This window comes from Marisediminitalea lipolytica, assembly GCF_001758465.1.
Taxonomy (GTDB): Bacteria; Pseudomonadota; Gammaproteobacteria; order Enterobacterales; family Alteromonadaceae; genus Alteromonas; species Alteromonas lipolytica.
In genome coordinates, this window is the sequence record NZ_MJIC01000015.1 from 344,281 (window position 1) to 369,292 (window position 25,012).

Sequence of the window (25,012 nt, forward strand, 5' to 3'; positions counted from 1 at the left end):
CGTTGCATCACCTGGCGCTGTTGAAAAATCTAGGGATTAACTTTTGTCGGGCGGGCGCGTAAATGTGTTATCGCAATCACAGTTACCAGCGCCAGCAACACAGAGGCGGCAATAAAAGGCATTCGATTACCCATACTATAGAGCGTTGCTGCAATAGGCGGCCCGATAATATAACCCATGGCCGGAGAGGCGGTGATAAAACCGGTGACGGTTGCCTGATTCTCCGGCTTGCAACTGGAGCTGGCTAAGGCGGCAATTGCCGGATAGCTGATGCCTAGCCCGCTGCCTAAAAATAACATGGCAATATAAAGGTGCATGGGCTGCTGATGCAGGTAGATGATCAGATAGCCGATGGACAATAACGGAAAAGCAATTTTCAGCAGATTGCCCGGATGCATGCTGGTGCGTTGTACCAGCGTGACCTGAATCGTCAGTGCACAGACTGCACTTATCATCATTGCCAGGCCAACCGCCTGTGCCGCTTCTGTGGTGGTTAGCCCGTGATGATCAATCAGGAAAAACGCCAGGGACTGTTGCATCATGGCGATAGCCAGAAACACACTGACATTCATGGCAATCAGCACTGGTACAAAAGGTTGGATGGTTCGTGCTGGCTGACTGGCTTTGCTTCCCGCGGGAGCATTGGCGGAGGCGGCGTGGACCTGAGGCAGGAATCGCCAGACCAGGACTACGGCTATCAGCGTCATCAGCGTAATGCCGTAAAGCGGAGCCAGCAGATGAATGCTTACCATGAGTCCCGCAAAGGTAGGACCAAGAATTTGCCCAAGGCTATGGGCTGAAGACACCTTACTAATGGCCTTTACACGTTCGTTATCGTTACTGATGGCGATGGCCATACCTACCACCGACGGCGGTGTTGCCGACATGATGGTGGCCTGACCGGTACGGGATAGCAGCAGTGCTGCAAACAGCGCGCTGCCTGCAAGCCAGCCCTGTAAACCGACAAACCACACCGACGCAAAAATCAGGGTACCCATGGTGTAGCCACTCAGACCAATGATGAGAATGCGCCGGTAGCCACGCTTTTTGCCAATCCTCGACCAGAATGCATTACCCAAAGCGTACATAATCGCCGAACTCGACATTAAAAAAGCGACGTTGAATTCACTCAAGCCTACCTCACGTCCCAGTGGCGGCAGGGTTGTCATCACCACAGACTGGCCCATGGCTGTTGCTAACAGAGAGAAAAACAGGAGGCGAAAGGTCATCGGGTAGCAGAGGGTCCGGTCACGAAACAGAATGGTTATAATACCATGGTAAATAAGAATTCTCGCCTCAGGTCAGAATGTTACCGATACCGATGACATAGAACAAACCACCTAAACTTACCCACAGAGCTAAAATATTACTTGTTATATTAGATTTGGCGCATATATTGCTCTGTAGTAATATCCTTTATTGTCTTAACGACGGTGATTATGAATAGTTTATCCAGCAAACTTGTTGCGGTGAGTACCCAAAAACCATTGTGGGTGTATGCCGTATTATTGATTCTGACTTTGGGTGTGGGTAGCCAGATCCCACGGATTACCATTGATACAGACCCTGAGAACATGTTGGATGCAGAGCATCCGGCACGGGTTTTTCACAATGCCACCAAAGCTAATTTTGGCATGTACGATGCCATTGTGGTGGGTATGGTGAATGACCATAATTCACAAGGTGTTTACAATCAGTCATCTTTGACTGACATTTTTGACCTGACTCAGTCAATTTTGGCAATTGACGGGGTGGTCGATGCCGATTTAATGTCGATTTCCACGGTAGATAATATTTCTCAGGCCGGTCCGGGCACTATTCGATTTGAATGGATGATGCCAAATCCACCGGTTTCTGATGCGGCGGCTGAACAAATTCAAACCAATATAGAACGCCTGCCGTTATTGTATGACACGCTGGTATCGCAAAACGGCAAGGCGGCCGCCATCTACGTCCCGATTCTGGATAAAAACGAAAGCTATCGTATTGCCGAAGAGATCCGCGCCACTATCAATCAGTTTGAAGGTACCGAGCAGTGGTATATCACCGGTTTGCCGGTAGCAGAGGATCAGTTTGGTTTTGAGATGTTTGTGCAAATGGGGATTTCCGCGCCCTTAGCCGGCCTGACAATCTTTATTCTGCTGTTCATCTTCTTCCGTAATATTCCGCTGATTATTGCGCCCATGGTTGTGGCGATGGCCACGGTTATTGTGACTATGGGCCTGCTGATAGGCTTTGGTTTTACCGTGCACATCATGTCTTCAATGATTGCTATTTTCCTGATGCCCATAGCGGTAGTGGACTCGGTGCATATCCTGTCGGAGTTTTCCGACCGCTATAAACCCGGGGAAGACTTAAAGGCAGTGGTCAAAGAAGTAGTGGGTCACCTGTTTACGCCAATGTTGTATACCTCAATTACCTCGTCTGTGGGCTTCTTTTCACTGATGCTAACGCCTATTCCACCAGTACAAATCTTTGGTGCTTTTGTGGGCTTCGGCATTCTGTTTGCGTTTTTGGTGACTATTGTGTTTATTCCGGCATATCTGTCGCGCATGAGCGATAAAGCGCTGAACAATCTGCAGGAAGCCTTACATCAGGACGAAAACGGAGACGGTTCGCGCATTGCCCGGATAGCACGTGGATTAGGTAAAATTGCAACTGGTTACAAAGGCACGTTGCTGGTGGCCTTTGGCGTGATTTTTGCCATTTCTGCCTGGGGTGTTACTCAAATTAAGATTAATGATAACCCGGTTCGCTGGTTTAAATCTGATCATGAGATTCGGGTCGCCGACCGCGTTCTGAATGAAAACTTTGCTGGTACTTATAATGCCTACCTGGTGTTAACCGATCGCACTGAACAAGCTACCGCCGAGTCTATGTTGTCCTCTGGTGATATGCCTGAGTCGCTGGCGCAATGGCGCGATGAAACCCTTGCTGCGGTGAAAGATGGCGCACAGGCTGAGGCATTACAGAATCTGATTTTTGCCATAGACGATAAGCTTTTTGATGACGTAACCAGTGCCGAAACGGATTATCTGGATGGCGTGATGGCTAAGGTAGAAGCGGCCAATAGCCAGGGTAAAACCTTCCAGGATCCGGCAGTACTGACTTACATTGAAGGGTTACAGCAGGCGCTGCAAGACTCTGGTCTGGTGGGTAAATCCAACGCCCTGCCGGATGTCGTGAAAGTAGTGAATCGTGAACTGCGCTCTGGCGAACAGGCGGATTATCAGCTGCCTGACTCCAGTAGCGCCGTAGCGCAGACATTGTTGCAGTACCAGTCTTCTCACCGTCCTAATGATTTATGGCATTTTGTTACCCCGGATTACCGTGCTGCGCTGGTATGGTTACAGTTAACCAGTGGCGACAACCAGGACATGACCGCCGTAGTGCAACTGGTAGCAGACTATATCGAGACACACCCGTTACCAGCTGGTATCGAGGCTGACTGGGCCGGTAAAGCCTACTTAAACGTGGTGTGGCAGGAAAACATGGTGGCCGGCATGCTCGATAGTCTGATGGGTGCCTTTGTTATTGTGTTTGTGATGATGATTGTGCTGTTCCGCTCACTGGTTTACGGCATTCTGGCGATGCTGCCACTCACCATCACCATTACCTTTATTTATGGCCTGATTGGTATCGTCGGCAAAGACTACGATATGCCGATTGCCGTTCTTTCTGCGTTAACCCTTGGGCTGTCGGTGGATTTTGCCATCCACTTTCTGGAGCGCGCCCGTGCTACCTACAAGCAGACAGGTAGCGTTCAGCAAACAATGGCTATTATGTTTGAAGAACCGGCAACGGCTATTTCCCGCAATGCTCTGGTTATTGCGCTAGGCTTTACGCCGCTGCTGTTTGCACCACTCGTACCGTACATCACTGTTGGTGTATTTCTTGCGAGTATTATGGCTATCTCCGCACTGGTAACGCTTCTGTTGTTACCGGCGGTAATGAGCCTGGGCCGTAAAATTGTATTTAAGTCGGCGAATTAAGGAGTAGTGATGAAATTAATTCAATTTGCTAAAACCACCCTTGCAGCGACAATTATGGCAGCCACCAGTCTGACAATTATGTCATCCGCGATGGCGGAGGTGGATGTGAATCAACTGATTAAGCAAGCGGAAAAAGCCGCTTATTACGCGGGCGAAGATGGCCGTTCTGATGCGCGCATGATGATTGTGGACAGTCAGGGCCGTAAACAATTACGCCAGTTCACCATTTTGCGTAAAGACGTGGAAGATAACGGCGACCAGAAAATGATGGTGTTCTTTTCCCGCCCTACGGATGTGAAAGACACAGTATTCCGCGTAGAAAAACACGCCGATACCAATGTGGATGACGACCGTTGGTTGTATCTGCCTGCGCTGGATTTGGTAAAACGTATCTCCGCAGGTGATAAACGTACGTCTTTTGTGGGTTCGCACTTCTTCTATGAAGACGTGTCCGGCCGGGCGGTGTCGCAGGATGATTTCTCACTGGTAGAAGAAAACGCCGAACGTTACGTGCTTAAAGCCGTGCCCAAAGACCCCGGCTCCGTCGAGTTTGCTTATTACGTGGTGGAAATTGATAAAGCGACCTCACTGCCGGTGCTGATCAATTTCTATAAAAGCGACGATACTAACTATCGTCGGGTAGAGTCTGTGGAAGTCAGTGACGTACAGGGTTTCCCAACTGTATTGCGCTCAAAGGTGTCTGATCTGACTAACGGTGGTTACACCCTGATGGAATTCCGCGGTTCTGAATATAACATCGGCTTGCCGGATGACGTCTTTACTGAACGCAGCCTGCGTAGCCCGCCGGTTAAGTGGATCAAATAATGCGCCGCTCATTGCTTAAAATTGCGCTGGTTACGGCGCTGGCCGCAGCAAGCATTCCTGCCTCAGTACTGGCGCAGGAAGCCCAGACAACCGGTGATGAATGGGATGCCTGGGATGACTTTGAAGAGGTCGAAGAAGTCTCGCCATTTACCTGGGCCGGCTTTGGTGAAATCGCCTTAGGGCAGCGTTTGCAGGATGATCCGGCGCTGGCGGCTGATAAAACCCTGCGCGATTTGCGTGTGCAGTTGCAGGCCGATTACACCCTGGAAGCCTCTACCCTGGCATTTCGCGGTGATCTCTATTACGACGGCGTACTCGATAGCGTAAAAGTGCAAATCCGCGAGGCCGCCTGGCAAGGCAACCTGGCCTTTCTTGGCGAGTGGGGCAGTAAGTTTGATGCCAAAATTGGCCAGCAGGTACTGACCTGGGGCACCGGCGACTATGTGTTTCTTAACGATATGTTCCCGAAAGATTACCAGTCGTTTTTTGCTGGTCGCGATGATGAGTATTTAAAAGCGCCAAGTTTGTCAGCCAAGCTGTCCGGTTACTTTGACTGGGCCAATGTGGATATCGTCGTCACGCCGCAGTTTGAGCCGGATAACGGCATTAACGGCGAGTATTTCTCGTTTTTTAACCCGCAATTCGGCATGAACGTGGCCCCGGAGTTTGACGTACTGGATAAAAACGAGCCGGACAATGCGGAATGGGCGCTACGGGTCTACAAAACGGTCGGGCAGACCGAATTCGCGTTTTATGGCTATCGTGGTTACAACAAGACGCCCATGGCTGCAGATGAGCAGGGCCTGCCGCGCTACAGCCGGTTAAATGTGTGGGGGGCCAGTGCGGTAAAACCATTCGGACCGGGTTTGGCAAAAGCGGAATACGCTTACCATGATGCGATTGAAGACAGTGATGGTACTAATCCTCTGGTGCCTAACAGTCAGCATCGATTCCTGGTTGGTTACGAGCAGGAATTGATTGCCAACCTGACCGGTAGCGTGCAGTGGTATGCCGAGCAGATGGTGGATCATGATGCCATGATGGCGAATTCTTACTGGCCGCAATACGAGCAGGAAGAATCACGTCATGTGGTTACAACCCAGCTAATGTACCGGGCGCTGCGTCAAACGCTAACGCTCAACTGGTTTAACTTTTATTCGCCTACCGACGATGATGGTTACATGAAATTCCGTGCAACGTACTCACCGGTGGACGACTGGCAGGTGAATGGCGGTTTTAACCTGTTCTATGGCGATGAACCCCATACTTTTTACTCACAATTTCAGGACGCCAGCAATGTGTATGCGTCTTTTAGATACTTTTATTAGGAGCTGATTATGTCTGCAGAACGAGCGTTAACCGCGTTTGCCGGATTTATGGTGTTACTGTCTGTGGCACTCACCTGGTTTGTTCACGAAAACTTTTTATGGTTTACCGTGTTTATTGGCGCCAACCTGTTCCAGCAAAGCTTTACCGGCTTTTGCCCGGCCACCATTGTGCTTCGCAAGGTATTTGGCTTTAAAACCGAAAAAGAGCTGGCGTTAAATCAGTAACATTATGATTTATTAAGAGTAAGTTGTGTAAGTAAATGCTTACTTTATAACCATATCTCATTGCAGGATGTTTCCATCCAATCTTTGCCCCGGTAGTTTCGGGGCTTTTTTTTAGCTAGTATGGGCTATCGCTTTCTCCACCAATCGCCGCCCTATGGATAGCAAAGACCCGCTGGTTGCCCCTGAACTTCTCCCTTCACTAAATGCGTTAATGCAACTTACCGAGCAGTCGCCCCCACTCAATGGCGCTAACCTGGGCTTTTACCGTAAACGGGCCAAGTTTGGCGGTGCAAAGCCTCTGCCTGATGTGTTTTATGAGATTGCTGATGTTGCCGCGGGAGACGGCTACCGGGGATTCAGGTTGTGGTTGATTAATCACAATACCGGCGACTCAGCCAAACCGGTCATACTGCATTTTCATGGCGGTGGCCTGGTAATGGGTAATTGCCAGAATTCATTGCCGCGCATGCAGGCGCTGGCGAAATCGCTGAATGCAGTGGTAGTGTCGGTTGAGTATGGGCTTGCCCCGGAAGTCCTGGCAGAAGAAGCCCAGTTACAGCATCTTGCTGCGCTTAAATGGGTGATTAGTCAGGCTGGTCAATTAGGGCTGGATGCGGCAAAAATAGTCCTGCTGGGCGTCAGTGCTGGTGGTTGTCACGCAACAAACCTGGCGTTGCGCTGTGCGCAGACAAGCGATGTTGAACTGGCAGGCCTCGCGCTGCTTTACCCGATGCTGGATGATCGGACCGGCAGTACCGTGATACCGCCGGAGCATCAAGGCCGCTATTTGTGGACAGCAGAGCAAAACCGTTACGGCTGGCAAACCTTTTTAGGCAAAGCGCCAGGCAGCGCTAAAATTCCCGCCCATCACGTACCCGCCAGAGCGGAATCTGTTACCGGCCTGCCGCCAACTTATATCGGGGTGGGAGAGCTGGATTTGTTTTTCAATGAAAACCACGCGTTTGCTGAACGACTCAGGCAATGCGGCATCAGCGTGGAAATAAATGAAGTACCCGGCGCATTTCATGCTTTTGAATCAGTGGCGCCGGACACCGCAATGGCAAAGCAGTTTAATGCCGTTCTGATGGCGGCTATCGGGCGTTTTTTACCGGATTAGCGTAATTTGCTATCAGGTAGGGATGCGCTGATTCGGGCAACTCTGCCAGTTTGGCGGCAAAACGGTCGCGGCAAGCCTGAGTAATGTCGGCACAATCCTCTTTAGCGGCCAGGTAATTAACCGGGTAAAGCTGATAATTAGCGTAAATCTGCTCGTCGATATGGGCAGCCAGCGCTTCCGGGGTCGCAAAGTCGGCGGTGATCACCTCACCAAAACCAACGGTAATCCGGCATTTATTGCCAATGATGCCCTGAATAATACTGTCGATATCCTCAAATTCGCTTTTGTTATAACTGCCGAGCTCCTGGCGTTGATAAAGCTCATTGGCTTTTGCCAGGTCGCAGGGATCATTTTCGTAAGAGATGGCCACCGGCACGATATTCAGCGACTTCATGTACTCAGAAAATTCCAGCTTTTGCTGTTTACCCGCCATGTAAAACATTTTCAGAATGGCCGGATCGGTCTTGTCCATTCCGTCTTTAGCGCGGCCCTCACGCTGAGCAATCCAGATAGACTGATTGCTTGTCAGGCTATCCTTAATAAAGTTTGAAAGCTGCGTGAGTGCTTTGAGTAATTGCCTTGGGGCTTTGGCTGAACGGTTAACCACAAAGCCTTTATTCAGCTTCAACAGCTCGGTTGCGCTGGGCTTTTTAAGCAGGTTGTCGCCAAAGGCGATCAACGCTGTTTCATGGCCGGCCCGGTGCAGGGCAAAGTTAACCAGCGCCGGATCCATGGCGATATCGCGGTGATTGGAAATAAAAATATAAGCCCTGGACGGGTCGAGTTTGTCGAGACCGGTGACAGTGATACCCTGACTGGTGCGTTGCAGCAAGGATTCCATAAACACGCCGACTTCGTTTTGTATCTGCGCTACGGTTTTAAATTTACGCCATTTAAAACGCAAAAATATCTTAACCAGCGGACTTAACAGTGAGGACAGCCACCGCGGGCTGTGTTCAAAACGATGATTAACGATAGCATCGATAAACTCCTGATCGTTGATCAGCCGCTCGATAGACGCAGGTACTTCGGCGTCGTTGTAGGGGCGAATATCGTGATACGGATCGGAGTCTACGGTCATAATATGCTGCTATCGTGGTTAACAAAAAGCGCACATTGTACGCACATTCAGCGATTTGGGTAGTCCGGAAAGCATTATTGCAGACTAAAGTTAAAGACAGATGACCAGAATTTCGTTTGTGAAAGCAGAAGCGGGTGTAGCGATTAACCGTGGATCAGCAAGAATGCCCCGGCTCAGGCGAGCCGGGGTTGGGCTTTAAAGTTCTATCCCTGCCAGATGGAAGAAGAAAGCGTACTCTTTAGCACGTTGCTCGTAACGCTTAAAGCGGCCGGACGCACCGCCGTGGCCCGCTTCCATGTTGGTGATAAACAACAACAGGTTGTCATCGGTTTTATAGTCCCGGAGTTTGGCGACCCATTTCATTGGTTCAAAATACTGCACCTGCGAATCGTGCAGACCGGTGGTAACAAACAGGTTTGGATAGGCTTGCTTTTTAACCTGATCATAAGGCGAATAAGACAGCATGTAGTCATATTCTTCTTTATTGGCCGGGTTACCCCACTCGGTGTATTCGCCGGTGGTTAAAGGAATGCTGGCATCACTCATGGTGGTTACCACATCCACAAAAGGAACGTGTGCGGCAATCGCGGTATACAGCTCAGGCGCCATATTTGCCACTGCGCCCATTAACAAACCGCCGGCGCTGCCGCCTTCGGCAAAGATGCGACTTGGATCGGCATAACCCTGCTCAATCAACCCTTTAGTGACATCAATATAGTCGGTGAAGGTATTCATCTTATTGCCCATTTTGCCATCTTCGTACCATTCGGTGCCGAGCATCTGACCGCCGCGAATGTGAGCGATAGCCATCACAAAGCCACGATCAATCAGGGACAACCGGGAAGAGACAAAGGAGGGATCAATGGTTGAACCGTATGAGCCATAGGCATACTGGAATAAAGGGTTTGAACCGTCTTTCTTAAACAGGGATTTGCGGTAAACCAGTGATACTGGCACTTTTTTACCATCCCGGGCTGTGATCATCACCCGCTCTGACTGATAGTTGCTGCTGTCAAAGTCGTCACCAACCTCGGTTTGCTTGAGCAACTGGCTTTGCATGGTGTCCAGGTCAATTTCAAAGGTACTCGCGGGTGTGGTCAGCGAGGCATAATAAATACGTACCGTATTGGTATCGTTTTGGGTATTACCAGTAAAGCCTGAGGTGTAAATTGGATCTTCGGTGGGAATAGTCTGAATTGAATCGTCAGTCAGAGATAAGGCTTCCAGGCGCAGGTAGCCATTTTCTTTGGCCTTAAAGACCAGATAATCCTTGAGAACCTCAAAGCTGCTGAGATAGATATCAGGGTTATGGGCAACCACTTCCTGCCACGCACTTCGGTCTTGTGTCTGCTCTGCACTGACCTTCATAATCCGATAGTTTTTAGCCTGCCAGTTGGTCAGGATAAAGTAATCATCGCCATGTTTTTTAATTGAATATTCATGGTCATCTTCGATGGCATAAAAGGGTGTGGGCACTGCTTCAGGGTCGTTAGCATCTATCAGCGTAACACCGGACTTATCGGTGTTACTGTGATAAATGTAAAGCACCTCGCCGTCTTTACTTTTGCTGAGTGAGGTATAAAAAGTCGGATCGGTTTGCTCGTATACCAGCTCGTCGTCGGCCTGATCGGTACCCAGTGTATGACGATACACCTGCGAGCCCAGTAAGGTTTGGGTATCGCGTTTTATGTAATAGAGGGTTTTATTATCGTTTGCCCAGAACACCTGACCATTGGTGTTAACCAGGGTATCAGCCAGCATTTCGCCGGTCGCGATATTCTTAACATACAGCGTGTATAAGCGGCGGCTTACGGTATCCACTGTGTATGCCAGCAGCGTGTTATCCTGGCTGGCTGCAAAACTGGCGATACTAAAATAACTTTCACCTTCGGCCATTTTGTTGCCATCCAGCAATACTACTTCTTCGTCGCCGTTGCGTTCGGCTTTACGCACATGAACAGGGTATTCCCCGTCGCCAACATAATGGGTGACATACCAATAGCCATTTTCATAAACTGGTACGGAGGAATCATCTTTCGGGATCCTGGCTACCATTTCCTCATAAAGCGCTGTGGTTTGCTTTTCCAAGGGCGCCAGCACGGCGTCAGCATAGCTGTTTTCTTTTTCGAGATGGGTCAGCACTTCAGTATTGGTTCGGCTGTCATCGCGCATCCAGTAATAATCGTCCACGCGCACATCGCCATGGGCAGTGAGCTCGTAGGGGACCTTTTTGGCTACCGGTGGTGTAACGGAGGTAGATAGGTTCATGGGCGTCGCATTTTCAGATTGTGGTTCGGGGATTTTATTGTCGCTGCAAGCCGCAACCAGCAAAGTGGCCACTGGCAGGGGAAGAAGCAGTTTTTTCATTGTAATGGATCTTTATTCTATCGTTATTGTTGTATAAGAGAGTCTTACGTTACCAGCAATCGGCATTTTTTGACACCTGGTGTCAGCGCATATGCTGGCATATTTAGTTGCAAAGTATGTCCGGGCTAGTAAGAATTGTGACTTTCACTGTGCAAGGGATATTTTTGATGGAAGCACTGCTAACGGCTGGCGTTCTGGATATTTACACGGCGCTGGGCCTGATCCTGCTGGCTGGTTTTACGTCCTTTGTTACCGGCACCATGGGCCTGGGCGGCGGTATGTTGTTACTGGTAGTGATGGCCTCGGTGATGCCAATTGCAGCGCTGATCCCGGTGCACGGGCTAGTTCAGCTGGGCTCTAATGCCAGCCGGGCGATCATGACCTTTAAGCATCTCGATCGCGCGATGTTTAAATATTTTGCGGTGGGAACGGTTCTCGGTGCGGTGGCGGCTTCCTTTGTGGTGGTGCAATTACCGCTGGCCATTATTCAGCTGGCTATTGCGGTATTTTTATTGCTGATGGTGTGGGGCCTGAAACCCAGTCCGCGCGAGATGTCGCGACCAGGGCGCATCATCGCCGGAGCGCTAACGACCTTTCTGAGTATGTTTGTGGGCGCGAGCGGACCGATGGTGGCTTCGGTGGTTTACCGCAACGGCTACAACAAAATGACCCATACTTCCACTTTTGCCAACTGCATGACATTTCAGCACAGCTTAAAGGCCATTGTATTTACCATGGTGGGGTTTTCATTCTGGCAGTGGTTGCCGTTAGTGGTGGCGATGATAGTCAGTGGCGCAATAGGCACCTGGCTGGGGTTGCAGTTGCTCAATAAAATTCCCGCCGACAAGTTTAAGCTGGCGTTTAAACTGATCCTTTCGGTGCTTGCAGTGCGCTTACTGTATCAGGGTATTATGAGCTTTTAAGCTTAATATTATACCGCTGTAGCTTTCTGTACAGTGTGCGAGTACTTACATCGAGCTTGTTGGCCAGTTCATCCGGGCTGCCCTCAAAGTGCTTACATATTTTTTCGAGATAGGCCTGCTCTGCCTGTTCTAATGGCATGACTTCGTCCGGGATCGCTTCACTTTCTGATGAGCGCATCCCCAGTATTTGCGGTGGTAAATCGCTAACCATAATGTCATCGTCGTTAGACATCAGCGCCGACTGTTCCACAATGCTTTTCAGTTCGCGTATGTTGCCGGGGAAAGCGTAATTCTGCAGAGTTTGTAAAGCCTGCTCGCTGAAGTGTTTGTGCCGGTGTTCGCCGGTCACCAGAAAATGGCGGCACAATAAAGGGATGTCTTCCTTACGTTCGCGCAAGGCCGGGAGATAGATAGGGAAACCGGCAATGCGGAAATATAGATCCTGGCGAAACTCGCCTTTTTCTACCATGTTAAGTAAGTTTTTGTGACTGGCGCACACCAGCCGGAAATCGGCTTTTTTCTGTTTTAGCCCGCCGACCGGGCGATAGCACTGGGTTTCCAGCAAGCGCAGCAATTTTACCTGCATATTCAGCGGTACATCACCAATTTCATCAAAAAACACGGTACCGCCATTGGCTACTTCGATAAGCCCTTTTTTGCTGTTGGTGGCACCAGTGAATGCGCCTTTTTCGTAACCAAACAGTTCAGATTCAAACAGGCTTTCATTCAGCCCGGTACACTCAATCACGACAAAGGGTTTCTCTTTACGCCGACTCGACTCATGTACGGCCTGCGCGACCAGCTCTTTACCGGCGCCTGTCTCGCCTTGCAATAACACGGCGATTTCAGACTGAGCAGCCCGATTGATACGGTTAAGCATTTGTTTAAACGCATCCGAGCTGCCTATCATTTTATTGCGCTGGGAGTCGGCTGCGGCGTAACTGATGCGATCAAGAATTTCCAGAAAGCCTATGGTCATGCCGTCTTCGTCCCGTACTGGCTTCATAAGAATGTCGCAGTAGCTTTTACCATCGTTGGTATTATGAATATGTACCACGCTGCTGGGGCGCTGGGTTTTCTGGCACTGGCTTAACGGGCAGTCCTCACCGTGTTTGTCGCAGGGGGCGTCGCTGCGATGAGATATCGCATGGCAGGTGCTGGTGCCGACAATGACTTCTATGTCATAAGTTTCGCGGTAGGCATCGTTAACCGCCTGAATAACGTAATCATGAGTAATAAATATCGCCGGTTTATCGATAGCATTAATCATTGACTGGATAAGCGACGCGTTCATTACCAACTCTCCCTTAAGACAAATCTGACAGTTTTCAGGCCGTTACGCTGTGCCAAATTTGGCACAGCGAGAAGCTGATCACAAGCCTTAACTCTCATTAATATAATAAAAATCTAATATAAAACATGATCCTACTACGATTTCATCACGATGGCACGAATATTGGTAAATAAAAGTAAATTACTTGTTAATAAATGGTGTCCGCTAGCCTGAAATGTGGCAGGGCGAGTGATACCAATAACCATAAAGAGAACGATGATGGCAAAAATAGTGGTGTTAGGTGCAGGTACCGGTGGCATGCCTGCCGCTTATGAAGTGAAGGAAGCTTTAGGCGCAGAGCATGAGGTTATGGTGGTTAACGAACGTGAAGAATTCCGCTTTGTTCCCTCTAACCCCTGGGTCGCAGTAGGCTGGCGCGAAGCGGGCGCTGTGACCATGCCCATCGAGAAATATCTGGCCAAAAAGAAAATCGGTTTTAAATGTGCCAGGGTCGACGAAATCAACGCTGAGGCAAACCAACTGGTCACGGCAGAGGGTGAGACCATCGACTACGATTATCTGATTATTGCAACCGGTCCCCGTCTTGCCTTTGATCAGATTGAAGGTGCTGGTCCGGATGGCTTTACCCAGTCAGTCTGTACACTGGATCACGCCGAACACTGCTATGCAGATTTTGAAAAGCTGGTGGCGAATCCCGGTCCGGTGGTGGTGGGCTCGTTCCAGGGCGCGAGCTGCTTTGGCCCGGCCTACGAGTATGCTTTTATTCTGGATAAAGCACTGCGTGATGCCAAAATTCGCCATAAAGTGCCCATGACCTTTGTTACCAGCGAACCATACATCGGCCATCTGGGCCTTGGCGGCGTGGGCGACTCCAAGTCTATGCTCGAGTCTGAGTTACGCAACCGCAATATTAAGTGGATTTGTAACGCCCGGGTCGACAAAGTGGAAGATGGCATAATGCATGTGTCTGAGCTGAACCGAAAAGGCGAGGTTGAGTTTACTTATCAGGAGCCGTTTAACCATTCGATGTTGATTCCGCCTTTTGGTGGCGTACCAGCGGTAGCCAATGTGGAAGGGTTGTGTAATCCAAAAGGGTTTGTGGTAACCGATGAATTCCAGCGCTCACCCAAATATCCCAACATCTTCTCTGGTGGTGTTTGTGTGGCTATCCCGCCAGTGGAAGCGACACCGGTTCCTACGGGTACGCCGAAAACCGGCTATATGATCGAGACCATGATGACGGCCATTGCCCACAACATGAAATCGATCATCATTGATGGTAAAGCACCATCAACCAAAGGCACCTGGCACGCTATTTGTTTAGCAGATATGGGCGATACTGGTGCTGCGTTTGTGGCCATGCCGCAGATCCCGCCGCGAAACGTGACCTGGTTTAAAAAGGGCAAGTGGGTTCACCTGGCCAAAATTGCCTTTGAAAAATACTTTATGCGTAAGATGAAAACCGGTACCAGCGAGCCTGTGTACGAAAAATACGTGCTTAAAGCACTTGGCATTGAACGATTAGAACAGGACGACAAATGACAAAATTAAGCAAAGTGTGGATAGCGGTAGCTTGTTTATTACCAGCACTTACCACAGTGGCAGGCCAACTGACGCAGGCTGAATTTACCTCACAGGCTAAACAAAAAGCCATGCAGCTGGGTAAAACCCTGAAAATGAATCTGCAAGCCGCGGTAAAAGAAGGCGGTTTAACCAACGGAGTCAACGTTTGTAAGGATATTGCACCGGCGGTTGCAGCCGAATTAAGCACCGATGGCTGGCAGGTAGGGCGCACCGCTCTGAAGGTCCGGAATCCCTCAAACCAGCCTGATAGCTGGGAGCAGACGTCGCTGATGACCATGGTTAAAGGACTTGAAGAAGGCCTCAAACCGGGTTCGCTGACACAGGTTAGTATGGACGATGAAGCCGGTCAGTATCGCTTTATGGCTCCCATTATGACCGACAGTTTGTGCCTTAATTGCCACGGCGCAGAGCTGGCACCAGCCGTGCAGGCCGAAATTAACCAGCAATATCCCCATGATCAGGCTACCGGCTTTGCAGCCGGCGATTTACGGGGTGCGTTTACAGTGACCTACAACAGCGAGGAATAAGCATGACAAGGAAGATGATCGCCGCGCTGTGCCTGGTGCTGCTGAGCGGTTTGGCTCAGGCCGCCGATACCCGCATGGCTATTGATCTTAACGAGGAACAAAAGGGCTTTGTGCTGGGGCACATGCGCGACATGCTGGAAGCGTTAACCGATGCTCAGCAACTGCTGCTGGCCGGTGACCGCGATGAACTGCAATCCCGTATTACCCGGTTGCAGTCCCATGAGCAGGCCAGCAGACCCAAAGGCATGGGACAACAGATCCCACCGGCTTTTCGTGCCATGGCACAAAGTATGCGACCCCACTGGCAGGCCATTAAAAATCCTGCTACACCCGAGTCTGAGGTGCGTCAGCATATGGTGGATTTAATGCGGGTGTGTAACGCCTGCCATCGCACCTTCGCTGTTCAGTAGTGAGATTGCAGAAGTCAGAGTGAGTATTGAGCCGTCTTTTGCGTCGACAGGCCAACAAGCGTATAGTGAACAGCCATCAGTCAGTCTGTGCTGCGTAAACTCACCCGAGGTCTCTCGTCTTCTTATCATGGTGAGCGCGGCGCAATCACTTATGGCGCGAAAGATGGAATTTTTGTTTACGGTGGGGATGTTAAGCCCCGGAAAAAGCCTTTCTTTGACCTTTGGTTCACCCTCTAAAGTTGTAAAAAATGACCCCGTGCGCGCTATTAAATCATGCGCAAAAATATTGTTTAATTTCTGCCCGGTGGGCGCTTGTGACTGGCTTGCCAGTTCTGTCGCGCGATTGTCATATTTGACATACACGTGACAAGTTGAATATTTAATTTCCAGTTACTCGATCTCTGTAAAATAGTTAATTTATAAAAATCAATAGTTTATTTTATTTTTCTATATTGGCGCGACTTATGCAATAAGCCAGTTATTCAAAGTCTGACGCTTTGAGCGTGGTGAAAAATTCCGACCCTCAGCCCTTCGTCTGTAAGCGCGCTGACCGTCAATCCGGTTTTTTATTTAGTAATATCGAAGGAGAGTCCCATGAGCGATACGTTGATAGAACTATCGCGGTTACAATTTGCTTTAACAGCAATGTTCCACTTTATCTTTGTTCCTTTAACCCTTGGTATGACCTTTCTGTTAGCGATAATGGAATCGGTCTATGTCATGACCGGCAAGGAAATTTACAAACAGATGACCCAGTTCTGGGGCAAGCTGTTTGGGATTAACTTTGCCATTGGTGTGGCTACCGGGTTAACCATGGAATTCCAGTTCGGCATGAACTGGTCATACTATTCTCACTACGTGGGTGACATTTTTGGCGCACCGCTGGCGATTGAAGGCTTAATGGCATTCTTCCTGGAATCCACCTTTGTTGGTTTGTTCTTCTTTGGCTGGGATAAAATGTCCAAGGTTAAGCACTTAATGGCGACCTGGCTGGTGGCGATTGGGTCTAACTTTTCGGCACTGTGGATCCTGATTGCCAACGGATGGATGCAAAACCCGGTTGGCGCAACCTTTAACACCGAATCCATGCGGATGGAAATGAGCAGCTTTGCTGAAGTGATTTTTAACCCTGTTGCTCAGGTTAAGTTTGTACACACCGTGTCTGCTGGTTATGTTACTGGTGCTATCTTTGTGCTGGCGATTTCAAGTTACTATCTGTTGCAGCATAAGCACATCGCGTTTGCCCGTCGCTCCTTTGCGATTGCTGCAAGCTTTGGTTTAGCGGCGACGCTGTCGGTGATTATCCTGGGTGATGAAAGTGGTTATGAAATCGGTGACGTACAAAAAGTAAAACTGGCTGCCGTTGAAGCCGAATACGAAACTCACCATGCACCTGCGCCGTTTACTATTTTGGGTATTCCGGATGACGAAGGCGAAAAAATGGATTATGCCCTGCAAATTCCATGGCTGATGGGGATCATCGCCACCCGCTCACTGGATGAAGAAGTGACAGGTATTAAAGATCTAAAAGAGATCCACCGGGTGCGTATTCTGTCTGGTGTACAGGCACATCAACAGCTTGAAAAAGTGAAAAACGGCACAGCGACCAAAGCCGAACTGGAAATGTTTGAGCGCAATAAAGATGACTTAGGTTATGCCCTGTTGCTTGAGCCTTTCACCGACGATATTACCCAGCCTACTCCTGAAGCGCTGGAAAAAGCGGTTAACTACAGTATTCCACCTGTAGCACCATTATTTTACGGTTTCCGTTTGATGGTTCTGGCCGGTTTCTTAATGCTGGCACTGTTTATTACTGCGTTTTACTACAGCACCAAACACCAGATCACCAAGCCTCGCTGGTTACTTAAATCTGCTCTGTTTGCACTGCCACTGCCGTGGATTGCTTCTGAAGCTGGTTGGTTCGTAGCTGAATACGGTCGCCAGCCCTGGTCAATTGCGGAAGTACTGCCGGTACATACTGCGGTGTCTAACCTGTCTGTATCCGATGTTGTGATAACACTGGTCGCTTACACATTGTTCTACGCCACTATGTTTGTGATTGGTTTCTACCTGATGAAGAAATACGCCAAGAAAGGGCCTGTTCCACCAGAAGATACTAAAAAACTGGATGACACTATTGGTCTGGACACTCAAGGAGCAAACGCATGATTGATTATGAAGTACTACGAGTGATTTGGTGGGTGCTGATAGGCGTACTGCTGATTGGCTTTGCCATCACTGATGGATTCGATTTAGGGGTAGGCGCACTGCTGACTCTGATTGGTAAAACCGACGACGAACGTCGCGTGATGATCAACACCGTTGGTCCTCACTGGGATGGTAATCAGGTTTGGTTTATTACCGCAGGCGGCGCTATTTTTGCGGCCTGGCCAATGATTTACGCTACTGCGTTCTCCGGTTTCTATCTGGCGCTAGCGCTGGTGTTGATTGCCTTGTGGATGCGTCCGCTGGGCTTTGACTTCCGCAGCAAGCTGCCTGATAAGCGCTGGCGTACCAGCTGGGACTGGGCGTTATTTGTGTCTGGCTTTGTCCCTTCGCTTATTTTTGGTGTGGCTTTTGGCAACCTGTTACTGGGTGTGCCCTTTGAGTTTGATACTAATCTTAAAGCAACTTACACCGGCTCATTCTTTGGCCTGTTAACACCGTTTGCGCTGGTCGCTGGTCTGGTTTCTGTGGCCATGATCCTTAACCACGGCGCAACCTGGCTGCAAATGAAAACCGATAGCTTTATTCAGGTTCGTGCCCGCGCTGTGTCGGTGATTTTATCATTAGTTACGGTAGTGCTGTTTGTACTGGCCGGTTTATGGGTCGCATTTGGTCTGGATGGTTTTGTGGTGACCTCTGCAGTGGATACCATGGCAACCTCTAACCCGCTGAAAAAAGAAGTGGCAATTGAAGCCGGCGCCTGGATGGCCAACTATGGTAAATATCCGTGGATGGTGATAGCGCCGGTATTAGGTATTGTTGCGGGTCTGGCTTGTGCCTTCTTCTCTAAAGCGGGTCGCGGCGGCTGGGCGTTTGTCAGCAGTTCACTGATGATGACAGGGATTATCCTGACAGCAGGTTTCTCTATGTTCCCATTCCTGATGCCCAGCACCAGTATGCCGGTGGCCAGTCTGACTGTTTGGGACGCTACCTCCAGTGAAATGACGCTGAAAATTATGTTTGGTGTGGCCTGCGTATTTGTACCCATCGTACTGAGTTACACAGCTTACGGCTTTTACGTGATGCGTGGTCGCATTAAAAACAGTGACCTTAACTCGTCTCACGCGATTTACTAAGGAGAACAGAACATGTGGTATTTTACCTGGATATTAGGTGTGTTACTGGCTTGTTCATTTGGCATTATCAATGCCATGTGGTTAGAATCAACTGAAAACCTGGACCGTCCAGAAGACCCAGAAGATCAGTAGTGAACACCAGTCAGTCCTTACCACGGTGGTTTAACGCCACCGTTATCACACAGGGTGTTGCCTCGCGCAGCACCTTGTTTGTATTAGTTGCCTTAAAAACCGCCCGGCTATTGTTTTTAATAGCGGGTTACTGGCTGTTTGCGGCCATGATGCATGACTGGGTTGTGCTGTCGCAGCAACCGGAAATGAGCGACTGGTTTGGCTTAAGTGCCGCACTGGCGCTGGCGTGGGTGCTGCAAGGCGAAGCTAACCGACGAACTCTGCAAGCCAAATCTGAGTTACTGGCAGGCCTTGAGCTGCGTTATGCAGAGCGCCTGATTGCCGAACAGACGGCATTAGTAAACACCCATTCTAACTATTTCTGGCAGGCCGTATGGACCCGCCACATTCCGGCCCTGACCCACTGGCGTTATGACTATCAGGTGCAGCAATATGTTGCGGTGTTGGTACCGTTTTTTGCGTTGCTGTTTATTTTGGTGGTTAACCCTGTGGTCGGCGGGAGTTTATTGTTAACTTTGCCCATCATTCCGCTGTTTATGATTATTGTTGGAAAAGGGGCGGCGGCACTGCAACGCAAGCACTTTGTTGCCCTGACCAGGCTTGGCAGCCTGTTTGTCGATCGTCTCTCGGCATTGCCTCTGCTGGCCAGCTTTCGTACCCACAAAATTGAACAGGACATCTTAAAAAGCGCCAGTGATGACTTGAATGAGCGCACCATGAAGGTGGTTGGCGTGGCCTTTTTATCTAATACCGTACTGGATTTTTTTTCTACCGTAGCGGTGGCTCTGATAGCCGTCTTTATTGGTTTTAGCTTGTTGGGCGAATTTGATATTGGCCCTCAGCTCACACTGCATAGCGGTTTATGGCTGTTACTGACTGCGCCTTTACTGTTTTCTGAACTGAAAGCGCTGGGTCAGTATTACCATCAGAAAGCCGAGGCAGAAGCAGCCCGGGACGCTACTGGTCAGTGGCTTGAAGCGGTGGATCCCGAGCAGCTAGCCGAACCATCCAACGAATTTACCGAGGCGCAAACCTTTACCGTGAATTTAGCGGAAGGGTTGCTGACCACGCAGACACTGACACTTTGTCCCGGCGACTGGGTAGCGGTAACCGGCCCCTCCGGCAGCGGCAAAACATTATTCCTGGAGGCGTTAGCCGGGCATCGTCTGGCTGAATATCGTTTGCCTTGTCGCGTGGCCATGTTAACTCAGCATCCGGTATTGCTACCGGCCACCATTCGCGAAAATCTTAACTATCAGCAGTCTTATACCACCGCGCAGTTAGAGAAATCCCTCAAAGCGGTGGCGTTGTATGACTGGGTGTCAGCTTTACCTGCGGGTCTGGATACGCCACTGGCAGAAGTACCGGCAATTTCGGGCGGGCAGGCACAGCGCCTGGCGTTGGCTCGTTTGTTACTGAGCGACGCGCCGGTATGGCTGCTTGACGAACCCACGGCACATTTACCCGAAGAGCAGCATCATAGTATTAGTGCCCTGATCCATGAGTTAGCCGGGGAGAGAACGGTTCTGTGGGTGTCTCATAAACCCCTACCTGAAAGCTGGTTTAACCGCCAATGGCAGGTAATCAACCGGGAAGTCACAGAGTCTCTGGGAGCGAATGCGCCATGAAAGCTTTTATAACAGTGCTTTTGGCGGTATTACACGGTGGCGCAGGGCTGGCAATTCTAATTGTGTCATCCTGGTTTATCGCGGCTTGTGCCGTAGCGCCGGTGAATTTTAATTACATGCTGCCAGCTGTAGTGATCAGGGCGCTGGCACTACTGCGCATTGGTAGCGGCTACGCGCATATGTGGGTAGGGCATCAGCATTTGCTGCAACTAACCTCAGTGTTGCGCATGCGCTTATTCGACCGGTTGTTTGCCGGGCGGATCCGCCAGCGCAGTGAAGAAGTGGAAGCGCTGGCCAGTCATACCGAAGCCATTGCTGCTATATGGGTTGGCTGGGTGTCTCAGCAAGCTTCTGCCGTGTTAATGCTACTGGCGAGTGCGATTAGTCTACTGGTGCTGGATATTCCCTTTGCTGGCTGGACAGTCGTGTTGGGCGGCCTTTGGTTGCTAACCATTGCAATTTTGTGTTGGCAAGGGCTTACTCTGGCTAAAGAGCAGGTTTTAAAAGAGCGGGAATTTAGAGACGAGTCAGATGTAGCTTTGCGCAGCGTAGCGCTCTGGCACCTGAAAACCGTTACCGGGCAGTTTGCACAGCTTCCCTCTGCCCAGTCTTTGTGGCAGGTGGAAACCAGACAGCAGCAGTTAACGCTACAAAGTCAGTGGCTGTTTCAGGGCCTGGCCTGGGGGCTGATGCTGGCAATAATTTATCTGGCTATTCATACCTCGTCAGCCGCTAATGCAGGTAATCCCTTGTTGCTGGTGGTACCGATGTTACTGCTGAGTGCCGGTGACTGGCTGGGGCGTTCGTTTACCGGTCAGGGAGCGCTTAATCGTTACGTTCAAGGCCAGCGGGCATTGCGTGAATTGCCCGTAGAATCGTTAACCTTATTACCACCCTTACCGTTAAACACCAACCTGACGCTGACCGCTTTTGGTTCATCCAACCTGTCTGCCCAACAGGTCACGGCTGACTTTGCCAGCCAGGGGGTCTATCTGGTCAGCGGACCAAGTGGTGTTGGTAAGTCTCAGTTGTTGCAAGCTATCAGTGGCCTTGTACCCGGGCACGGCGAGCGGGTCTGTGATGGCAGGCCCACAGGCCCTGGCCTGGTAGAAGGGTGGTTATACCTTGAGCAGCAGCCGATTATTCTGGCTGCCACGCTAAAGCATAATCTGACTCTGGGACGGGAATATACCGACGCCCGCTTATATGACGCACTCGCAAAAGTTGGACTAGCCCAGCTTACCCAGCTTAATGAATGGCTTGGACCAGGCGGCCGCGTGTTGTCTGGCGGCGAGCGTAAGCGCCTGGGTATCGCCAGGGCGCTACTGGTTGATTCGCCAGTGTGGTTACTGGACGAGCCTTTTGAAGGGCTGGATGCTGACGCTGTAAGTCACCTGGTGACGTTGCTGCAAGCAGAGGCGCAGCAACGCCTGATCATTATTGCCAGCCACCTTTATCCACAAGCGTTAAAGTTCACCAACAAGCTGGTGTTGTCTTAAGCCACCTGTATGGGGATCACATCGTCGGTGATCCCATGTTTTAACCGGGCTTTAAGGCAATCGGCGGAGCCGGCGGCAAATTCGCGGCAGGTCGAAGACCGATTTTCATAGATATCACAGCTTACCTGCTGGCCTATTTTCCCCGTTAACGCTACGCAGCGCGGGACGGGCTGATTGGTTCCTTCCATGGCCACAATATAGGGCGATATTTTTGCGGTGAGTTCCTCTGGCACCGTACCGCCGGTAAACGGATCGGCTTCGGTCCAATAAAAAGACACTCTAAAGGTAGCGCAACACGCGCCACAACTTACACAATTCATTGACAAACTGCTCCACACACTGTGCAAAACAACCCGTTTATTGCGGGGTTTGCGAACTAACGCACACAAAAAATGAACTGAGTGATGCATGCTGGCAGGGGGTACCCGCACTCACTCAATAGCGCAAATTATGGCACTGAATTTAAAAATTAAAAAATAAAATAAATCTAATTTTATCAGTTGCTTATTCTGTTTTTGGTGGCTGGGTTTATTGCGCCTGGCTTAATCGCTGCCAGAGCTGGCAGAGCTTTTGCTGTAACCGGGGTAGTACCCGATTTTATTTTTAAGCAGAGAGCCGGCAAATGAGCAAAATTGAGATTACGCCATTCTTCCATGAGCCCACGTTTACCGTGACCTACGTGGTTACAGACCGGGCTAGTAGCAGCTGCGCTATTATCGACCCGGTACTGGATTATGATGCCGCGTCAGGTCAGATTTCCCATGAGTTTGCTGACAAAGTTGTCAGTTACGTTGACAAAAATGGCTTAACCCTTGAGTGGATCCTGGAAACCCATGCCCATGCTGACCATTTGACGGCAGCGCCTTATGTGAAAGAAAAACTGGGTGGATTAATTGGAGTCGGTGACCATATTCGCCGCGTACAGTCTACATTTAAGGCCATTTATAACCTTGAAAGCGAGTTTATGACCGACGGTAGCCAGTTTGACCAGCTGTTTGTAGATGGTGAGGTTATTACGCTGGGTCACCTCGATATTGAGATTTTACATACACCGGGGCATACGCCTGCCTGTGTGTCCTATCTGATTGAAGATGCCGTATTTGTTGGGGATACCCTGTTTATGCCCGATTACGGTACTGCACGGGCGGATTTTCCTAACGGCAGTGCACAAACCTTGTATCAGTCAATCCGTAAACTGCTGGCCTTGCCGGAATCAACGCGCATGTTTGTGGGGCACGATTATAAAAGTCCATCCCGGGACGAGTTTGCCTGGGAAACGTCGGTTATCGAACAGCGCCGGAACAATATCCACGTCAGGGATGGGGTAAGTCAGAGCGATTTTGTGGCGATGCGTGAAGCCCGTGATGCGACGCTGGCCGTGCCGAAATTACTGCTGCCCGCCATTCAGATAAATGTCCGGGCAGGTCAGCTGCCTCCGCCTGAGGAAAATGGCCGCAGTTATCTGAAAATTCCGCTTACGGTTAAGCAATAGCTATGATTTTAACGCTTGCAGGCGCCATTGTAATTGGTCTGAGCCTGGGACTGCTGGGCTCAGGCGGGTCGATTCTTACGGTTCCTCTGCTGACTTATATCGTAGAGCGCCCGCCAAAGGTCGCTATTGCTGAATCACTGGTAATAGTGGGCGGCATTGCGCTGGTGGGTGTGTGGCGACAACACAGGGCGGCCCAGGTGGCGTGGGCAAAAGTCGTTAGCTTTGGATTACCCAGCATGCTGGGTACTTACGTTGGCGCCTTGCTGTCGCAGTATCTGAGCGGCTTGTTTCAGCTGGCACTGTTTGCCGTGATCATGTTGCTGGCCAGTCGCTTTATGCTCAAACCCATGCAGGTCACAACCTCCACACACGTGTCGCTGATCCGTTTAATCCCTGCTGCATTGATAGTGGGTGCGGTAGCTGGTTTGGTTGGCGTAGGCGGTGGATTTTTGATTGTCCCCGCGTTACTGGCGTTTGGCGGTGTGTCCATGCGCGAAGCAGTGGGTACCAGTCTGGCAATTATCGTTATGCAGTCCATCGTTGGGTTTAGCAAATACTACTGGCTGTTTAGTCAGCAGGGAGCCTTACCTTTCGATTATAAGCTTATCGCTTTAATGGTAGCTGTAGGGGCTGCGGGTTCTGTATTTGGTGCTGCGATGGGAGGGCGTTTACCACAGCAGCAACTTAAGCGCGGCTTTGGCGTGATGCTGATTGTAATGGGCAGTTTTATTTTTGTTTCGTCGCTTTACGCCATGTTTACTACGGAGGTTGTCGCATGAATATTCGTAAAGTGAATCAATTGTTGAGTGTATCGGGTCCGCTTACTCAGGATGAACTTAAGCAACTTGCCAGGAGCGGCGTGAAAAGTCTGGTTAATTGTCGGCCTGACAATGAAGAGCCCGGCCAGGTGCCGGATGCGGTGTTGCGGATCCAGGCCAGTAATGCCGGCCTTAACTATTATTTTGTGCCGGTTAAAAGTGGTGATTACTCGCCGCAGGCGGTGGCTGAGTTTGGTCACATTTTATTGTCGGCTCCTGAGCCCGTACACGCCATGTGCCGAACCGGTACCCGGGTTGTTCATTTGTGGGCGTTGGCCAAACTGGTGCAGGGAGTGGCAGTGGCAGACATTATTCAGACCGGTAAAAATATCGGCGTGGCGTTAGAAACGGTGATAACCGAGTATCAGAGTTGTTTCCAGAAGTCGCTCGATGTCCATTAATAAAATATATATTTATCAATAATGTAACGCTTTATGGGGCGGATGTCTGATAGTCCTGATGGTGGAT

Annotated in this window: 22 protein-coding genes; 17 read left to right on the plus strand and 5 right to left on the minus strand. The window is 50.1% G+C overall.

All coding sequences use genetic code 11. The annotated features are described in order from the left end of the window. Nucleotides 1–29: 29 nt before the first annotated feature. Nucleotides 30–1,229: an MFS transporter gene (locus BFC17_RS16085; protein WP_083271782.1), complete on the minus strand. Its 1,200-nt coding sequence runs from the start codon at nt 1,227–1,229 to the stop codon at nt 30–32. Nucleotides 1,230–1,439: 210 nt separating this feature from the next. Between BFC17_RS16085 and BFC17_RS16090 the strand changes: the two genes are divergently transcribed. The 5 genes from BFC17_RS16090 (at nt 1,440) to BFC17_RS16110 (ending at nt 7,487) form a co-directional block, all read left to right on the plus strand. After that, on the plus strand, nt 1,440–3,992 hold the full coding sequence (locus BFC17_RS16090) for an efflux RND transporter permease subunit (RefSeq protein WP_083271783.1): 2,553 nt from the start codon (nt 1,440–1,442) through the stop codon (nt 3,990–3,992). A 9-nt stretch (nt 3,993–4,001) separates the two neighbouring features. Continuing rightward, the gene (locus BFC17_RS16095; RefSeq protein ID WP_070177503.1) at nt 4,002–4,817 is read left to right on the plus strand and encodes an outer membrane lipoprotein-sorting protein; all 816 of its coding nucleotides are present in this window, start codon (nt 4,002–4,004) and stop codon (nt 4,815–4,817) included. Further along, nucleotides 4,817–6,145: a hypothetical protein gene (locus BFC17_RS16100; protein WP_070177504.1), complete on the plus strand. Its 1,329-nt coding sequence runs from the start codon at nt 4,817–4,819 to the stop codon at nt 6,143–6,145. Before BFC17_RS16095 ends, BFC17_RS16100 begins: the two co-directional genes overlap by 1 nt. Nucleotides 6,146–6,154: 9 nt before the next feature. Beyond that, nucleotides 6,155–6,370 (plus strand): YgaP family membrane protein, encoded by a 216-nt coding sequence (locus BFC17_RS16105; RefSeq protein WP_070177505.1) that lies wholly within the window; start codon nt 6,155–6,157, stop codon nt 6,368–6,370. Between the two features lie 154 nt (nt 6,371–6,524). After that, complete coding sequence (locus BFC17_RS16110; protein WP_070177506.1) at nt 6,525–7,487, plus strand: alpha/beta hydrolase; 963 nt, start codon at nt 6,525–6,527, stop codon at nt 7,485–7,487. On the opposite strand, the gene BFC17_RS16115 is transcribed toward BFC17_RS16110, so the two are convergent. Together BFC17_RS16115 and BFC17_RS16120 are read right to left on the minus strand one after the other, a co-directional pair. Beyond that, nucleotides 7,462–8,568, minus strand: coding sequence for a 1-acyl-sn-glycerol-3-phosphate acyltransferase (locus BFC17_RS16115; protein ID WP_070177507.1), 1,107 nt, complete (start codon nt 8,566–8,568; stop codon nt 7,462–7,464). The two genes, BFC17_RS16110 and BFC17_RS16115, sit on opposite strands and share 26 nt — an antisense overlap. A gap of 195 nt (nt 8,569–8,763) precedes the next feature. Continuing rightward, nucleotides 8,764–10,935: a S9 family peptidase gene (locus tag BFC17_RS16120; protein ID WP_070177508.1), complete on the minus strand. Its 2,172-nt coding sequence runs from the start codon at nt 10,933–10,935 to the stop codon at nt 8,764–8,766. A gap of 167 nt (nt 10,936–11,102) precedes the next feature. On the opposite strand from BFC17_RS16120, the gene BFC17_RS16125 reads away from it, so the two are divergent. Beyond that, a complete protein-coding gene (locus tag BFC17_RS16125; protein ID WP_070177509.1) occupies nt 11,103–11,858 on the plus strand; it encodes a sulfite exporter TauE/SafE family protein in 756 nt (251 codons plus the stop codon). On the opposite strand, the gene BFC17_RS16130 is transcribed toward BFC17_RS16125, so the two are convergent. Beyond that, on the minus strand, nt 11,845–13,152 hold the full coding sequence (locus tag BFC17_RS16130) for a sigma-54 interaction domain-containing protein (RefSeq protein ID WP_229680922.1): 1,308 nt from the start codon (nt 13,150–13,152) through the stop codon (nt 11,845–11,847). The genes BFC17_RS16125 and BFC17_RS16130 overlap by 14 nt on opposite strands. Before the next feature lie 255 nt (nt 13,153–13,407). Here BFC17_RS16130 and BFC17_RS16135 point away from each other — a divergent pair, with 255 nt between their 5' ends. From BFC17_RS16135 to BFC17_RS16170, 8 genes are all read left to right on the plus strand, one after another. Then, nucleotides 13,408–14,694, plus strand: a complete 1,287-nt coding sequence (locus BFC17_RS16135; protein WP_229680921.1) for an NAD(P)/FAD-dependent oxidoreductase — start codon at nt 13,408–13,410, stop codon at nt 14,692–14,694. Then, a complete protein-coding gene (locus tag BFC17_RS16140) occupies nt 14,691–15,263 on the plus strand; it encodes a Tll0287-like domain-containing protein (protein WP_070177510.1) in 573 nt (190 codons plus the stop codon). Before BFC17_RS16135 ends, BFC17_RS16140 begins: the two co-directional genes overlap by 4 nt. A 2-nt stretch (nt 15,264–15,265) precedes the next feature. Beyond that, nucleotides 15,266–15,673, plus strand: coding sequence for a hypothetical protein (locus tag BFC17_RS16145; protein ID WP_139142110.1), 408 nt, complete (start codon nt 15,266–15,268; stop codon nt 15,671–15,673). A gap of 594 nt (nt 15,674–16,267) precedes the next feature. Beyond that, nucleotides 16,268–17,842, plus strand: coding sequence for a cytochrome ubiquinol oxidase subunit I (locus BFC17_RS16150; RefSeq protein ID WP_070177512.1), 1,575 nt, complete (start codon nt 16,268–16,270; stop codon nt 17,840–17,842). Next, nucleotides 17,839–18,975: a cytochrome d ubiquinol oxidase subunit II gene (cydB, locus tag BFC17_RS16155; RefSeq protein WP_070177513.1), complete on the plus strand. Its 1,137-nt coding sequence runs from the start codon at nt 17,839–17,841 to the stop codon at nt 18,973–18,975. The genes BFC17_RS16150 and cydB overlap by 4 nt, the downstream gene beginning before the upstream one ends. Nucleotides 18,976–18,987: 12 nt before the next feature. Further along, nucleotides 18,988–19,107: a cytochrome bd-I oxidase subunit CydX gene (gene cydX, locus BFC17_RS16160; RefSeq protein ID WP_070177514.1), complete on the plus strand. Its 120-nt coding sequence runs from the start codon at nt 18,988–18,990 to the stop codon at nt 19,105–19,107. Next, complete coding sequence (locus BFC17_RS16165; protein WP_070177515.1) at nt 19,107–20,735, plus strand: ATP-binding cassette domain-containing protein; 1,629 nt, start codon at nt 19,107–19,109, stop codon at nt 20,733–20,735. Before cydX ends, BFC17_RS16165 begins: the two co-directional genes overlap by 1 nt. Next, nucleotides 20,732–22,234, plus strand: a complete 1,503-nt coding sequence (locus BFC17_RS16170) for an ATP-binding cassette domain-containing protein (RefSeq protein WP_070177516.1) — start codon at nt 20,732–20,734, stop codon at nt 22,232–22,234. The genes BFC17_RS16165 and BFC17_RS16170 overlap by 4 nt, the downstream gene beginning before the upstream one ends. Here BFC17_RS16170 and BFC17_RS16175 read toward each other — a convergent pair. Continuing rightward, nucleotides 22,231–22,554 carry a YkgJ family cysteine cluster protein gene (locus tag BFC17_RS16175; protein ID WP_070177517.1) on the minus strand — a complete coding sequence of 108 codons (324 nt, stop codon included), beginning with the start codon at nt 22,552–22,554 and terminating at the stop codon, nt 22,231–22,233. The genes BFC17_RS16170 and BFC17_RS16175 overlap by 4 nt on opposite strands. Nucleotides 22,555–22,856: 302 nt before the next feature. On the opposite strand from BFC17_RS16175, the gene BFC17_RS16180 reads away from it, so the two are divergent. The 3 genes from BFC17_RS16180 to BFC17_RS16190 are packed head-to-tail and all read left to right on the plus strand — an operon-like array spanning nt 22,857 to nt 24,945. Then, nucleotides 22,857–23,726: an MBL fold metallo-hydrolase gene (locus tag BFC17_RS16180; RefSeq protein WP_070177518.1), complete on the plus strand. Its 870-nt coding sequence runs from the start codon at nt 22,857–22,859 to the stop codon at nt 23,724–23,726. Nucleotides 23,727–23,728: 2 nt separating this feature from the next. Beyond that, the gene (locus BFC17_RS16185) at nt 23,729–24,505 is read left to right on the plus strand and encodes a sulfite exporter TauE/SafE family protein (RefSeq protein WP_070177519.1); all 777 of its coding nucleotides are present in this window, start codon (nt 23,729–23,731) and stop codon (nt 24,503–24,505) included. Further along, the gene (locus BFC17_RS16190) at nt 24,502–24,945 is read left to right on the plus strand and encodes a protein tyrosine phosphatase family protein (RefSeq protein ID WP_070177520.1); all 444 of its coding nucleotides are present in this window, start codon (nt 24,502–24,504) and stop codon (nt 24,943–24,945) included. Before BFC17_RS16185 ends, BFC17_RS16190 begins: the two co-directional genes overlap by 4 nt. Nucleotides 24,946–25,012 lie beyond the last annotated feature (67 nt).